This is a genomic window from Henriciella sp. AS95, assembly GCF_038900055.1.
In the GTDB taxonomy this organism is placed as follows: Bacteria; Pseudomonadota; Alphaproteobacteria; order Caulobacterales; family Hyphomonadaceae; genus Henriciella.
On sequence record NZ_JBBMQM010000001.1, the window covers coordinates 1,125,662 to 1,141,403 of the forward strand.

Consider the following 15,742-nt stretch of genomic DNA (forward strand, 5'->3'; position numbering starts at 1 on the left):
CGATTTCCCAATTCCCACACTTCCAAGGATGCCCACGATGACGAGCCGCGACGAGACCGTTCAGCTGCACGAGACCTATCTTTCCAAGCACAAGCTTCCCCTGTTCAAGCAGTTCGGCTGGGACGTGGTGGAAGGCAAGCGCGAGGGCGTTTTCTTCTGGGATCTCGATGGAAAGCGCTATTTCGACTGCCATGTCTGCGGCGGGGTTTACAATCTCGGCCACCGCAATCCGAAAGTGGTGAAGGCCGTGCGCGACGCGCTCGACCATGTCGATCTCGGCAACCACCATCTCATGTCGTCGGAACGCTCGCGCCTTGCCAAGAAGCTCGTCGAGTCTGCCGGCGAGACATCCTCTGGCGAGCGCATGGGGCGGGTGGTCTTCGCCTCGGGTGGCGGCGAAGCCATGGATTTCGCGTTCAAGATGGCCAAGGGCTACACCGGAAAGTCGACAATCCTCTGCCTTGAAGGCGGCTATCATGGCCATACCGGTCTCTCCATGGGCGCAGGCGATGAGAAGTACACCGATGCCTGGAACTACAAACCCGAAGGGTTCGTGAAGGTCAGCCTCGAGGACCTCGACAGGATCGAGACCTTCTTCGACGAGGATACGGCTGCCGTGTCGCTGGAGACGATCCCGGCAACGCTCGGCATGAACGTGATCCCCAGAAAGACGATGCAACACATCCGCAAGGTGACGCGCGAGCATGGTGTCCTGCTGATCCTTGACGAGATCCAGACCGGTTGTGGCCGGTCGGGGCGCACTTGGGCCTTCCAGCATTACGATATCATGCCGGACATCTTCGCGACCGGCAAAGGCTTCTCAGGCGGCATCTATCCCATCGCCGCGACCGTCTACAGGGATGAGATGGAACAGGTCTACGAGCAGAATCCGATGATCCACTTCTCGACCTTCGGCGGCAGCGAAATCGGATGCGCCGCCGCTGAAACCGTGCTCGACCATGCAACCGATCCTGACTTCCTGGCCCATGTTAATGCGCTCTCCGACTTTTTCCGGAACGCCGTGGAAGAGCTCGCCGAACGGTCCAACAAGGTGGCCGGGCTACGTCAGATCGGCATGTTCCAGGCGATCGAATTCGTCGATGTCGCGACCTGCATTTCGGCTGTCGCCCGCCTCAACGAAAACGGCGTCTTCTGTGTCTTCTCCAACAATGACCGGGTCTGTGCGCAGTTCATGCCACCTCTGATCATGACGATGGAGGAGGCCGAGGAGTTGATGGCGCTGGTCGAGAAGAGCATCAGTGAGGCGGACGCGGTCGATCTGACCTCCTCGGAGTTCTTCAGCACCCAGACGGAAGCCCGGATCCGGAACGTCAATCGCCGCCTCTAACGGCAGACATACGGGAAATTCGGCTCAATCCCATTCCGTATGACGCGTATGGACCATTTGTTGTCGCAAAAGTCCTAATCCCCTTGTCCAGCCAATCGTAGCCTCTCCTCATCGCGCCCGTGGGATTGGGTCGCCGCAACCAAACAAGGGGTCTTAGATATGTACAGGTCTGTTCTTCTGCTGAGCGCTGCAGTGTTCGCTCTCGCACCCTCCGTCCTCGCGCAGGCGGCGGCCCCCGAAACGCCGGTGGAGGAAGACGCAACCAACCGGCTCGGCACGGTCACCATCACCGCGCAGAAGCGGGAGCAGTCGTTGCAGGATGTCGGCATCTCGGTCACGGCTTACACCGGCGAACAACTGAATGATGCGAACCTGTCTGATTCAAATGACCTTGCCCGGCTCGTGCCGGGCCTGAATATCGGCCTGCCGACCGGCGCCGGGAACCAGCCTGCCATCTTCCTCCGGGGGATCGGCCTGAACGACTTTGCGACAAACAATCTCGGGCCAGTCGGCGTGTATGTCGACGATCTCTTCATCTCTTCGCCGGGCGCGCAGGTGATGCAGGTCTTCGACCTTGCGCGCGTCGAAGTGCTGAAGGGGCCTCAGGGCACGCTCTATGGCCGCAACACGACGGGCGGCGCCATCAAGTTCGTGACAGCCCGGCCAACCGACACGCTCGAGGCTGGCCTCACGGGGCAGTATGCCGAGTTCGGAACCACGAAACTTACCGGTTTCCTCTCCGGACCGATCTCAAGCGCGGTTCGCGGCCGGGTCGCCTTCGAGAAGAACGACTCCGACGGTTACATCACAAACCGTTTTGACGGATCGGATGCCGGCGGAATGGACAATCTGTCATTCCGCGGCCTGCTCGACGTCGACTTCTCTGACACGCTTTCAGGCGAGTTCGGTGTTTACGGATCGCTTGTCGATCAGCCGGGGCCACGCTACCGCAGCCAGGGCGCGCTCAGCCCTCTCGATGCCGCGACCCCGTGCGATACAGCGGCCATCATCGCCAATGATTGCGTAAATGTTCTGGGCTTCCAGAACCCTGACAGCTTCTACGCCGTCGACCAGAACACGCCGGCATATCTCGACGCCGACAGCTATGCCGCGCAGGCCAAGCTGATCTGGGACTTTGACGGTTTCAGCATCACCTCGATCACTGGCTATCAGTCTCTCGACAAGGTCTTCCTTGAGGACAGTGACTCGTCGCCTGCAGATATCCTGACCGTCCAGTACGGCGTGGAATCAGAGGACATCAGCGAGGAGATCCAGATCGCGGGCAGCCAGGACAGGCTGAACTGGCTGCTCGGCGGGTTCTATTCCAATTCCACACTCGACCAGGACCAGAGCCTCGACCTCTACAAGGAGTTCCGGCCCCTGATTGAATCGGTCGACCCGCAGTCGTTTCCCGGCGGGTTCGATCCGGTCGGCGCCGCGATCGGCGTGCCAGCGCTCGATTACCGCACCGTCAATAGTCTCGAAACAACGGTCTATGCTCTCTTTGGCCAGGCCGACTACGAATTCACCGACCAGTGGCGAGGTACGCTCGGCCTGCGCTACACCAAGGAAGACAGGGACTTCACGCAGGAAGCGAGCTTCGATGAAGCCGCGCTGGGTGCCATTCCGCTCTTCGACTTCAGTGACGAGCAAAGCGATGAAGAAGTGTCCTGGAAGGTCGGGCTCGACTATCTGCCCTATGAGGGCGGGCTGCTCTATGCCAGCGTCGCCAATGGCTTCAAGGGCGGCGGCTATAATGGCGGCTTCCTTTTCGACGTCAGCGAGCAGAAGCCGTATGACCCGGAAACGGTGACGGCTTATGAGCTCGGTGTGAAAACAGACCTCGCAGACGGTCTGGCGCGCCTCAACGCCGCTGTCTTCTACAATGACTATAGCGACATGCAGATCTTCACCGTCGTCTCTGGTGGCGGGCCGGTTGCGTTCGCGGTGCTCGACAATGCGGCCAATGCCGTGACGCAGGGCGCCGAGATCGAACTGACCGCGCTGCCAGCTGAAGGGCTGAACCTTTCCCTTGGGCTCGCCTATCTCGATACTGAGCTCAAGGATTATCAGACAGATAGCGGGAGCGATTTCTCCGGGAACGCGCTGGTCCAGGCGCCGGAATGGAGCGCCAATGGCATGGCCCGGTATGAGCGGCCTCTCTTCGGGTCTCTGCTTTACTCTGCCCAGGTCGATTTCAGCTATCAGGACAAGGTCTACTTCACCTCCGACAATGCCGAGCCGCTCTCCCAGGATGCCTACTGGCTATGGAATGCGCAGCTCGGCGTGGAAAGCGAGTCCGGGCGTTGGCACGCGGCTCTGTTCGCCAAGAATATCGGCGGCGAAGAGTATTATTCGCATGGTTTCGATCTGGTCGATACGATTGGTGCGAACCAGCTGATGCTTGGCGCGCCAAGCCAGATCGGCATAGAGCTCGGCGTGCGTTACTGATCGCCAGTCGCGCCGCCAGCCGGTCCGTCCCCTTGCGCATCGCGGAAGCGTGACGGTGTCGTGCCGGTCTGCTTCCTGAAGGCCTTGATGAAGGCGCTCGTGTCGCAATAGCCGAGCAAATAGGCGATCTCACTGATCGACATGGATGTTTCGGCAAGGTGATGGGTGGCAGTTTCGTGCCGGACCCGATCCAGAAGGTCGGTAAAGCTGACGCCGTCCTGCTTCAGTCGCCGCTGCAGGGTGCGAGACTGAATGCCCATGACGGCGGCGATGTTCTCAAGGGTTGCCGTGCCGCGCGGAAGAGACTGGCGGATGTGGTAGATGACATCGCCCTCAAGGCTTTCGCTCTTGGGTACGGCGGATGCCATGTCCATCAGATGGCGCTTGATGACGGGGAAGAGCTGCAGGTCCGCGAACGCGATCCGCCTGTTCTCATAGAGCCGGGGATAATAGATGGCATTTGTCGGCTGATTGAAGAGGGGGCGTACACCGAAAACCTGTTCGTAGGCGTCCATGCCTGCGATAGGATCATGCTCGAAGAAGACATCGGATGGCGTGGCCGGACGCTCGTTCAGCCGGTCGACGATGTTTTTCACATAGGCGATTGAGAACTCGGCGTCCTGCGGCCTGTCATCAACAGCAGGATGTGTAATCGCATATTCGACGCCGATATCTTCTTTCGTCTGCCGGAAGGCGAAATGGGTCCCGGTCTGCCATATCGTGGCGTGGGAGACGACGTTTCTGAGCGCGTCGCCAATCGTCGGAGAATTGAGGACCAGATAGCCGAAGGCCCCCCAGCGGGCCGGGTCCTGACGGCCGCCCACTTGCATTCCAATTGTGGCGCACTGCGTCGTTTCCTCAGCAGCCTTGAGTAGACGGGTAAATTTCGCCAGTTCGATCAACTGGTAGGGATCGGTGGAAACCCTCACATCCAGTCCGGCATCCCGAAAGACCGGTTCGGCATCCAGTCCGCACTTGCGAATGAAGGCCGCGATGTCACCTGTGGCGGCAGCACTGACGACAGGTATGGAGGAAGGCGCGGCCATGGCTTTCATCGTTTCCTCCCCCTTTGTTCAAGGCTCGTGAAATGGAAAACCACCGACAGCGTACAGTCCAGCGCTAATTCCGTCTTCGCCCAAGGAATCGCTCCCGTGCGTGAGAACCGGCTTCGAACACACCGGTCAGCTTCCTATGACCAGCAATTATGCAATCGCGTCGACAATAGCTTTTGTCGTGCGACTGGGAACATGCTTGGTGCGCCGGCCCAGTACTTCGGGTGCTCAACCACCGATTCAAACTAGCGGCTTGTTCACAATCGCTCTTCGTGCCAACAAATATGAGTGGGACCAAGAGGGGTGGGTATGTCGATCAATGCGATGGCGAAGAAGGTATTTCGCCCGAGGCACGATTATATTCCAGGTACGCAAGTATTCTCAGCGATTGATGTTGACCGCATCAAAGACGAATTGAATCTGGGGGAGAAAGGTCGACAAGACGGAGCGGAGAATGTGCCGCCCCACGATGCGACGTCTCCCTCTTCAACTGAGCTCGAAATTCGTCGACGGTGTGACAACTGGAGAGGCACGACCCTCGAGGAGGCTCGTCGAGCTCTTGAGATCTACTCTGGCCGGGTAAAAGCGAGTAGCGAGGGACTAGAAGTCGCCAAGCTCCGTACAATGGCAAAGCGAGCCGGCCTTGCTCTCGAGCAAGAGGCGACTGATGAGGTTGCGCTGCTCATCCAGCCAGAGCGCGAGGTCAAGCGAAAGACCGAAGATTTTCGGCGCTTTAAAGAAGACCAGGGTATCGAGCGATCACCCCGGCCACCGTTAGATTTATGGAAGGCACTGACGCCCGTTGCGTTGGTTGCCCTATTAGAGATTGCGGCTAACTCCTATTTTTTCTTCGAAGCCGGAAACGACGCAGGAATATTAGGCGCAGCCCTGGAGGCGGTGCTCATTCCTGCAATCAACATTTCCATCTGTTGGCTGATTGTCTTTTGGAGCGTCCGCCAGCTTTGGAGACGCGAATTTCTCAAGAAGGCGATTGGGCTATTTGGCTTGGCCGGCTTTTTAGGGTTTGCAACGACCTTTAACTTGGGGGTCGCTCATTTTAGGGATGCGTTGTCGAGTTTCGATCCGGATGCCGCGAAAGCGGAAGCTCTTACCACGCTGCTCAATGGTCCTTTTGATCTAGCATCAATGCAATCTTGGGTGCTCTTTGCGATCGGGTTTGCTGTCTCAGTCGTCACGATGGTCGACGCGCTTGCCTTTCGCGATCCGATCCCAAGCTACTCGCGCTATGACGCGTATCGACAGGAAGCCCAAGACGAATTCAACGATAAGCGTGCAGAGGCCGTAGAAGCAATCGATGAGGCTTTTGAGGCTCACACAAATGAGCTAGTCGCGACCCGCCAGCGCATAGCTAATGCTCAATCTGAAGCGATTGAAATCCAAAAGCGTGTTGAGCATCTCCAATCTGATCTTGCCGACTACGGGAACTATCTCCAGGCAACGGCAAATGAGTTGGCCGCAGCATACCGAGAGCAAAACGTAGCGGTTCGCACCGACCCTAGACCCGCGCATTTTGATCAACCGCTCTGGGAGCTAGAGCCTATGATACTCGTCGCCCCAGTTCGCGAGCTCGAAGAAGACATTAGTCAGCTCCGCGATGTCGAGAGCGGCCAGGATGTTCTCGAGAAGGGCTTAACTGAGCTCAACGGTCACTTGGATGCCGCTTACAAGCGCCTCAATGAACTCTCCTCCTTTGAGCTCGATGAGGCGGACTTGTAATGGCTCGTCGCTCTTCAAGAAGTCGTCGTGCCCAATCGAAGGGTTCAAATCTTCACAAATTTGTTGTGGGTGGCGCGGCCATAATTGCTGTTTTGGTGCTTTTCGGAAGCGCGTTCCTGCGAGCCAATGCGCCAACCTTGGACGAGGAAACTCTTTGCTCAGGTGCGGCCCCACCCCGCGTAACGCTGATTCTGGTCGACGCTACGGATAGCCTAAACGCAGTACAGCGAGCGTCGATTTCTAATCAAATCGATAGGCTCGTTGGTTCTTTGTTGGAGGGCGAGCGCGTTGAGCTGTTTGCCGTAAGTGACAAAGCTGACTTGCTAACGCCGCTTTTCGAAAAGTGCCGGCCTGGCGACGGCAGCAACGCAAACGTGGCGATTTCAAATCCTGAGAAGATCAAAGAGAACTATCAGTCGGCCTTTGTCGCTCCGCTGCAAAAGGCCTTCAATGACTTAATCGTAGACGAAAGCTCCAACCACACGCCGCTGATGCGGGCTATCCAGGCTGCTTCGGTTAAGGGGTTTGGTCGGTGGCCCGACACGACCGACCGCCGCCTCATCGTCGTTTCCGACATGCTCGAGTATGACGCAGAGCGTAGCCACTACAGCCCAGCAGGAATCGAAGAGACGGATTTTGATACGCCCTCGTACAGCCGTCTAAAGACCGATCTGAAGGGCGGCCAAGTGGAGCTTTGGTATATTCGCCGCACCACACGAAGCGACGTTCAGGGTGCCAAGCACATAGAGTTTTGGCAGTCCTACTTCGCGCACCTGAACGGTTTGGTGTCTCGCGTATTTCCAGTTGAGGGATGAAGGATGGCGATTTCTGAAGCTCAGAAAGTTTCGCGCTCCACTAGCCGGTTCCAGGACAGGACAGGAAAGTGGATGTTTGCAGTTTTCGCAGTGGTGGGCGCTCTAACGATCTCGGCCATCGAAGTTACTGAGTTCAACAAGCTCTACTCGATGTCGATCTGCGTGGCACTGTTGCTGGCATACGCGATGGGTACCTACTTTATACCTTCGATGCGGGCGCGCGCCGACCAGATCGGTGACAACGTTTATTATCTCGGTTTGCTCTACACATTGATGAGCCTGGCCGCAGCCATTATCCGGCTTTCCAACGATCCAAACGCCGCAGACGCAATTCTCCGAAACTTTGGTGTCGCACTCGTCACGACGATTGTCGGATTGATGCTCCGAGTCGTTATTTCTCAGATGCGCGATGACCCAGCAGATGTCGAACGAGAAACGCGTGCAAGCCTCCTGTCGCTCTCTCGCAGTTTTCGGACGGAGCTTGAGCATAGCGCGAGAGAGCTTCGCAACTTTCAGGTTGGCTTGAAACAATCAGTCGACGAAGCGATCGAAAGCACACTCGCTCGCACCACTGAGGCGATGGAAAAGACGCTCGACCAACACAAGCGAACGGTCGAAGCGCTCGATATGGATGAGGACTCCTTTGTCGGTCCAGTTCAAGCTGCCATGGACAAGCTTAATGCCGCATTTGAGCGCCATGCGGATGAGTTAGACAAGCAGTCGGACCGAATAAAGCAAGCGATGGACGGCACAGAAAAGCTCGGCGAACAAGCAGAAAAGTTCGACGCTGTTTCCAGCAACCTGTCCAAGGCAGCACACGACCTCAAAGACAGTCTTGGGAATATAGCGGCTCTCGGAACGGCAACAGAGTCAATGACCGCTGCAATTGCTGGGCTTTCGGAGGATTCCGAGAAAGCCCGAACATCCATCGTCGCTCTGGGGGAGACAGCTCAAAGTCGTCTCGATCACGCCTTCGACCAAATTGACCAACGAAACAAAAAAGACTTGTCGGAGGTCTCCGATATTCTGTCCTCCATCAAGAAGACGGTTGGCGAATTAGACGCCGTGTCTGAGAAGTTTATGAACAGCGGAAATCTTTTCGCCGAACGCATGGCGGAAAGCGAGAAGTCTGTCGCCAAAGTTCGTTCGGATCTTGCGGACATGGCCGAGTACATTGTTAAGCGCATTGAGAAAGCATGAGCTCGGAACTCATCAACGAAACGCGCCAGTCCTATCGCCGCGGACTTGTTTTGGGCTTTACCGTGGCAGAGGCTCTTTTGCTAATTCTCTTTGGAATTCTGCTCGCTCTGGGATCAATTATCGTCACGAAAAATCAGGAACGCGATGAACTGAAAGCGGAGCTCAATCGTGCGCAACCAAAGCTTGCGGCAATCGACACTCTGAAGGCTTCTTTTCCTTCGGACGCTGAGCAAACCTTCGACGATTTTTTTGGAGAACTCACACTAGCTATTGAGCAACGAGACAGGGCTCAAGCAAAGCTCGCTAGTTTGACGGAGAAGGTCAACAAGCAGCAAAGAGATCTTGAAGAGTTACACCGTACCAAGCGGATTGTGGAACGGGCGTCGGAGAATGGCAAGAGCTCTGCGGATGCTCTGCAAGAGTCAGCTGCACGCGGAGAGGTTCTGAACGAAGTTTTTCCTTCGGAGGTGTCTCCCGATCAGGTGCAACAAGTGCTCAATATTGCCAAGCAATTGGAAGAGCTTTTACCGCCAGCAGAGAGTGCCGAACGACAAGCGGCGGAAGACGCTGCTCTAAAAGAAAAAGCCGACATCGAAGCGATGCGCAAAGCTCTAGAAGACGCCGAGCGGGCTCAGGATCGACTCGAAGGACAATTAGCCAACGCATCGAGGCGATTGAAGCAAGATGGGTTGGGGTATCCTGCCTGCTGGGCGCGAAAAGTGGGAACGCCAGACTACATATTTGATATCGCTCTGCGCCCCGACGGCATCGTGATTTATGACAATGCGCTACCTAGATGGGAAGCAGAGCAAGAAGCTTTGCCGCTCTCCAGCTCAATGTATGATCAGCCTCTATCTTCAAGCCAATTCCGGATGCTCACAAAACCGCTTTTCGATACCTCAGAAGCACGAGACTGCAGGTTCTTCGTGCAAATCTACGACATGACAGGGCCTCAGGATAAACTGCGCTATAAGCAGTTGATGCAAGCCGTGGAAAGCCACTTCTATAAGTATGAGGTTTCTAACAGAAGCACCTGGAAGGGACCTCGCTACAGTGCACCACAATCAGTTGCTCAAGAAAGTCATTCAGATGATGCAAGCGTACAGGCAGATGGTTATAAAACTCAGGATGGCCAAGGAGCGCCGACGTCTTTCGAAATCGATGCAGACATTACAGGCGACCGTCCGTCGACTAGCCCGCCAGCGATACCCGACGAACAAGATTAAGCTACTTGGCCGAATAACGAAACAGATATGGCGAACGATCAGAGCGTAAGCCGACAGGGTTTTTTTCTGAGAGCTGGTGCCAGAAGAGGACTCGAACCTCCACGTCGGGAGACACACGGACCTGAACCGTGCGCGTCTACCAATTCCGCCACCTGGGCAATCCGGTTGCGAAGGCGGGTTGATACGGCCCGCGTGAGACAAGGTCAACGGCGAATTCCAGCGAACTTTCGGGTCTCTACAACTCAAAAGACGTCGGGCCAAATTTTGTTACTGGGGTCGGTCACCCCGCGCGCAGTCGAATACACTGCATTGGTACCTAAGTGATGGCAATTACTAGCAAGATCGCCATGATAGTGGAAACCATCCAAGCTAGGTAAAGTGGCCAGTCATGGAACTTGCGCGGTGTTGCTGAGTCGGAGGTACTGGGCTTTTCAGTGGTACCAGCGTGGGAGTTGCTTCCAAGCCCCGTAGGTGTTTCTTCAACTAGGTCCAGATCTTCAGAAATCTTGGCCTGGTCCACAATGCCAACTTCCTGATCCCCAATCTCTTTTAAGTCGTTCTGCGCAGTTTTCAGCTCGACGTCCGCCGGAAATCCCAATTCAACGAGGTTCCTCATGATTTGCGATTGCTCACCAAATATTGCGAAGCGAATACAGGTCGCCGCAAATGCCGGTTCATCTAACGCGAATTGTCTCAATCGACGCTTGTCCACCAGTTCGATAATCGATTTGCGCCCAGACAGGATCGCGTAGCACAACGGAGATGGTCTATTTCTCTTTGAATACAGCAAGATATCGGTGTCATCCTTAACTAGACGGCGGACAATTTCGACCGAACCAGAAGCACACGCAGTCTCCAAAACAGATCGATTGTATCGATCAAGCTTTTCATAATCTTTTTCTTCAGCGAACTTCGATAGTAGGTCGAACGCTTCAAGTCTGTTGAAATGAGCAGCCGTGTGCAACGGCGACGCTTTGGGCGGAGCGACGCTAACTTCTGTCATGCCGAGCTCAATAAGCCGCTTTAAAGTATCCAGATCATTCTCAGCGACAGCGCCAGACAAGGCGCTCGGATCAGAGCAGATCCTGTTTGAGTTCGCTTGCTGGTCCAAGACCGGATAATCTTCGAGGGGCGTGTTCAACTGGCGCTTGAGCAAAGCCTCAAAAGTCGCCTTTGCTTCGGCCTCCGCAGCTTTGCCATTCTTCGACGCTTTCGGTATCGCCCGGATAGCCGAATGTAATGGTGTTCTACCCGCTGAATTACACGACCTCAGGGCTTCGTAGGCAGCCGTTGGTTCGGTCTCGAACAGAACATCAACACACGCTGAACGTCCGCCCGCGGCCGCACTGTGCAAGAGGGAATCACCTGATTGTGGGGACCGGATAGCTGCCACCTCGGGATGTGCCAAGACCATTTGGCGAAGGGTATCTGCATATCCGTTATACGCGGCAATGTGGGCTGGCGTACGTCCAGATTCCAACTTTTTAACCTGCGGCGTGTTTTCTTGAGGGCTGGCCGGATCGGAGCCTATATCGAGTAGTCTGGCAATAACATCTGGGGAGGACATCTCAGCGGCTACATGCAGCGGGGTCTTCCCCACTTCATCAGCTTGGGTAACGAGCATTCTTAGCTCATCTGCAGTGGCGCCTTCCAACAGCGCATTCATAGCCAAAATGCTGTCCTTGATAATGCAGAGATGCAAAGCATTGCGTCGGCCTTGCTGAACGGCCGTCCGGCGAGCCCCTAGTCTCGTCAGCAAGCGAATTGAATCATCAGCATCAGCTTCAGCGGCAGCAATCAGGGGCGTTCGATCATACCCCCCGCCGTCCTCGGTGGAATCGGACTTTTCAACCAGGTCCGGAATACCCCGCCCAACTTGGATTGCGCGCCCAAGGAGCTCGGTATCATTCATCCGGGCCAGCTCATGAACAAGGCTAACCTCTTCGCCAAGTGCAATGTAAAACTGTTCATCGGTCGCAAGGTCAAAAACGCGATGCCTTGCCGTTTCATTGGGAAGAGAGGCGGCTTGTCTTAGTCGCCACGGTGTAAGTTGAAACCTTCCGCCGTGGACGTGATCTAGGATCGCTAGGAGTGCTTCAACGTTTCTTGACGCTAAAGCCCAGTCCAACGGTGTAAAATCGTTGTCGTCCTTGGCTTCGAAATCAGCGCCAGCTTCGAGAAGCCGACGAACAATTCCGCGTGTCGCTTCTGCGGAGTCCGCGTGCCAGAATTTCGCGGCGAGGTGAAGGGCGGTAAGCCCTCCGAGCATTCGGCTGGGCAAAATCTCGGAGACGTCTGGACGGCCACAAAAATAATCTACGAACGCTGCTCGGCGGTACTGGGCCGCAAGATGCAGAGGGTTGCGGTTCTGGGAATCCAAAGCATTGCCCTGCATTAGTTGCGCGATACCGGTCTTGCTCAATCGCTCTTGCATGACTTCCAACACCCTGTCAGCGCCATAGCCAGCGGCAATTCTGAATGCTTCAGGGAAAACTTTCTTGCTATCTAGGAGTCCGAAGCTCTTGAGCACTTGCATGCAGTGAGAAGCATCTCTGCGCGCCGCAAAAATCGTCAACGTGTCGTCTTTGTTAGGCTCGCCTTTCGTTTGCGAGTTCTCGAGCGGGTATCGTGCGCCCAGTTTCGCCTTCAACACACCCTTGCAGAGTTCGGCTAACGCGGGGGCATTATCATTCATGATGGCATGATGAGCCGGCAGATACCCTCTCTGATCCGGCGACATCCGCTTATCGTCGAGTTTCGCTAGCGCGCGGATCATTCTCGTTGCTTGCCAGCGGGGTGCATGCGCCGCTAGATGAAAAGGATTCGCTCCCGGTAAGGCATTTGCATAGTTGTTGATCTTTGAAACGTGCTTGATACCTAGCGCGCTGTATATCCGCAAAACGCTGTTAACCACCGCAACGGATCCGCCACGAGCTGCATAATGAAGTGGCGTCCAGCCTCCACGAGAAACCAGCGGCGCGCTTCCAAGCTCGGATGATCTCACGAACCTTATGCGTTTCCAGTGCATGGTCTCCAGCTTGTCAGAAGCGACCTGTAGCAATCGGGCTTTCTGGGAGAAAGCTAGCAAGTGAAGGATACTCTGACCGCGAAGATTCCGACTGAATGGCTGCGATAGAGTATTGATCAAGAGCTCAACTGTATTGTCCATCCCGCGCTCAGCAGCCTGCATGATGAAAGGTGGGTTCATCGGGTTCGTGGTCTTCGGCACGCGCGAAGACAGAATGGTGATAGCGTCGCCTTTAACGTTTTGGGCTTGCTGAACAGCCTGGAATGCGACGAGATCGTCGCCCGCCTCTAACGCGCTCTGCAGTATTTTTTTTAGAGTCGCAGGGTCGCTTTCAGAGGAGATGGAGCCAAACAATTCAAGTCGCAGCCAGTCCAAATCCGTGAGCCGATCCTTTCCGCGCGCCGCGGTGTCCCAAGGCCCTGCCGCACCCCAAGCTCGATACAAAAAAGCCCAAGACTCGCGCTCTTCGTCAGTAGGAGTTACCCCATCTCGTTCTCTGTGATTTCTAAGTCTCCGATAGGCCGCCAGTCTTTCGATTTCCATCGACGCCGCCTTTTCGGCAATAGGCCAATGTTCCAGCAGCAGGCGGTGGGAGAGTCCGATATTGCGCTGTTTGTCACGCCGGAGGAGCCTGACGTTCACGAAGCGTTGAACCAGAGCCGGTCCGTCTGCTCCTAGTGCTTTCTCAACACGCCTTTGATTTGCGGTACGGCAAGCTAGGCGCCGTGCCGAAAATTCTTGCTTAGCCGATAAGCGCCCCGAAGCGGCGGCACCATTGTCCACGACCAGCCAACTGAGAAGACTCGACAACATTCTGAGGCCTTCCGCCTCAGCTTGGGGGCGATCGGATACGCTATCGTAGCCAAGATCGGTTCTGAGAAAGCCAAAGAAAGCCTGGTCAGCCAAGTGCGCGATAGCTTTTTCTGGCTCCACCATCATATCTGGAGCAATCTGCACTGGAGGGCGGTCTTGTAGAAATTGTTCGCGCCACATTCGGCGCGATCTGCCATCACGCCGGGCTGGCACGAGGCTACTCATTTCTTTACTTATTCTCTTCTGGCTCGCCTCCGCGGTCATCTGCATAGCAACTGCTACGAGTGTTTGAGTCGATCCATCCCGATCTTGGTTAGACTGAAAGAGGTACTGAACTTTTTTCTTAAGGATGTCTTTCGTGTCGTCCCGGAGCACCATGCCGCAGGCCAAAAAGCACGCCTGGTGTGCAGAAATTATCGGTGTCGGCTCTAATGGAAAAATTTCCATTGGTCGCGAGCCTTCAAGAAATCCTAGTTCTTGCCACTTATGTACAAAGCCCGAGGAAACGTCATCAATACGGTTAGTGTCGGAAATCGAAACGACTAACCAAATCGCATGCGCTTTCGTGAGATAGTCTAATAGGTCAAATATCTGCTGCCAACGCGCCGCCGTCGCTACGTCTTCGCTCTGAAAGGCTTGTTCGACCTCGTCTAGAAGGAGAAGAATCTTGGACGGGTAATTTTCCATTCTTTGTTTGATCTGGTCGAGGTCCATCGTCTCCGACAGATCCATATCGAAACCCTGCTTTAGAAGCTTCAAGAAAGCAGGAAGGCGTGTCGCATGGCGTTTCGAGTGACCGTCAAAGCTGGCTTCTATGTCTTGTACTGAAACTACGAGGGGTTCTACCGAAAGCTCATCGGCAAGCGATCTCAGCCTCGAATTCGGGTTCAAAGCCGTCGCGGAGAGGCCCGCATTAAGAAATGAGGTTTTCCCAACGCCGCTCCTCCCCGACAGAAGAATAGACGTTTGCAAGGTATGCGAACTACTCTCGCCACAGCTTTCGAAGAAATTGAAAACGTCGCGGATTTCCTCGTCTCGACCGAAGAAAAGCGCCGCATCAGATATATCGAAGTGCTCCAGGCCTTTGAACGCCGCTTCCACGTCCGCAGGTCTTGTGCCACGAAGGTGCTTGCCTAGGTCGGCCTCAAGCTGAAATTGAAACTGCTCAGGGGTTTCAAAGTACCGCGTAGCGCGGCCAACCAACCAGTTCTGGACCCTAGCCATGCATTCGATTTGAGAACCGTAATAGGCCTGCTGTTCTGCATTCAAGAATCCGCCGCAGCGCTCGGTATAGTCACGTAAATAAGACCCAAATCCAAATCGCCTCGCCGAGGCCACCAACTGGGGAGCAACATCGGATGGCGGAGGAGCCTTAATGTAAATCAGACATTTTACATGGTCAGAAGCGAGCGCATCTATCAGTTCATACAAGGTGCCGGTGAGCGGAACCTTATGAGGCGAGGGGTAGCCAGCCTGGCCCGGCCAATCGAATAGTTCCGATAGCGGTTCAAGATATTCGGCGACTTGTGTCGGTATCGAGGCATCCGGAGGAAGCGGGAGACCGACCCGTTCGCCAAGTATGAAAACCGCGACTTCGGTTGAATCCCCTCCGGCGCGAGGGATATTTTCTTGGTAGACATCCGAATAATCTGAAAGCCGATCGTCTTGTTCCCATACGTAAGGACTGAAAGACTTGGTTCGGGGGCCAAATTCGGCACTGATACGATTTACGGCGCGACTTGCTCGCTGTCGTTCAAGACGCATGTCGCCGGACGAACTGATGAATACCGCGCCCAACGCCTCCCCCTAATGATAGTCTTTTTCTCTACCTCTCATTACTACCAGCTGCCGGAGAAGGCACAACCGCCAATCAATTTTAAGTCTTCATTACTTGTTAGCACGTTAATCTACTGCCGCTCGGGGCCAGGGCGTCGATCTACTCATAAACCGCATTCTGCGATCAAGTTCTAGCAGATCTGACGAAAATGGCGGTTAGAGACTTTCGACGAAAATTGCGGGAGGTGCAGGGAAAATCGGGCGCGCTGAGACTCGAGTCCATGAAAAAGCCCGCC

The 15,742-nt window shown here is 55.3% G+C and carries 8 protein-coding genes and 1 tRNA gene; 6 read left to right on the top strand and 3 right to left on the bottom strand.

The genetic code is table 11. The annotated features are described in order from the left end of the window. Nucleotides 1-37 precede the first annotated feature (37 nt). Together WNY37_RS05595 and WNY37_RS05600 are read left to right on the top strand one after the other, a co-directional pair. Entirely contained in the window at nt 38-1,348 is a 1,311-nt protein-coding gene (locus tag WNY37_RS05595) for an aminotransferase class III-fold pyridoxal phosphate-dependent enzyme (RefSeq protein WP_342972478.1), read from the top strand. 159 nt (nt 1,349-1,507) lie between these two features. Further along, complete coding sequence (locus WNY37_RS05600) at nt 1,508-3,799, top strand: TonB-dependent receptor (RefSeq protein WP_342972479.1); 2,292 nt, start codon at nt 1,508-1,510, stop codon at nt 3,797-3,799. On the opposite strand, the gene WNY37_RS05605 is transcribed toward WNY37_RS05600, so the two are convergent. Then, nucleotides 3,793-4,854: an AraC family transcriptional regulator gene (locus tag WNY37_RS05605; RefSeq protein WP_342972480.1), complete on the bottom strand. Its 1,062-nt coding sequence runs from the start codon at nt 4,852-4,854 to the stop codon at nt 3,793-3,795. The genes WNY37_RS05600 and WNY37_RS05605 overlap by 7 nt on opposite strands. A gap of 306 nt (nt 4,855-5,160) precedes the next feature. Between WNY37_RS05605 and WNY37_RS05610 the strand changes: the two genes are divergently transcribed. From WNY37_RS05610 to WNY37_RS05625, 4 genes are read left to right on the top strand one after another with little or no spacing between them, the layout of a single operon-like run. Beyond that, nucleotides 5,161-6,588, top strand: coding sequence for a hypothetical protein (locus WNY37_RS05610; protein WP_342972481.1), 1,428 nt, complete (start codon nt 5,161-5,163; stop codon nt 6,586-6,588). Then, nucleotides 6,588-7,403, top strand: coding sequence for a hypothetical protein (locus WNY37_RS05615; protein WP_342972482.1), 816 nt, complete (start codon nt 6,588-6,590; stop codon nt 7,401-7,403). Before WNY37_RS05610 ends, WNY37_RS05615 begins: the two co-directional genes overlap by 1 nt. 3 nt (nt 7,404-7,406) lie before the next feature. Beyond that, nucleotides 7,407-8,603 (top strand): hypothetical protein, encoded by a 1,197-nt coding sequence (locus WNY37_RS05620; protein ID WP_342972483.1) that lies wholly within the window; start codon nt 7,407-7,409, stop codon nt 8,601-8,603. Next, a complete protein-coding gene (locus tag WNY37_RS05625) occupies nt 8,600-9,829 on the top strand; it encodes a hypothetical protein (protein WP_342972484.1) in 1,230 nt (409 codons plus the stop codon). Before WNY37_RS05620 ends, WNY37_RS05625 begins: the two co-directional genes overlap by 4 nt. Nucleotides 9,830-9,903: 74 nt before the next feature. On the opposite strand, the gene WNY37_RS05630 is transcribed toward WNY37_RS05625, so the two are convergent. Both WNY37_RS05630 and WNY37_RS05635 read right to left on the bottom strand, forming a co-directional pair. After that, nucleotides 9,904-9,987 (bottom strand) — tRNA-Leu (locus WNY37_RS05630). 158 nt (nt 9,988-10,145) lie between these two features. Beyond that, nucleotides 10,146-15,467 carry an ankyrin repeat domain-containing protein gene (locus WNY37_RS05635; protein ID WP_342972485.1) on the bottom strand — a complete coding sequence of 1,774 codons (5,322 nt, stop codon included), beginning with the start codon at nt 15,465-15,467 and terminating at the stop codon, nt 10,146-10,148. Between the last annotated feature and the right edge of the window lie 275 nt (nt 15,468-15,742).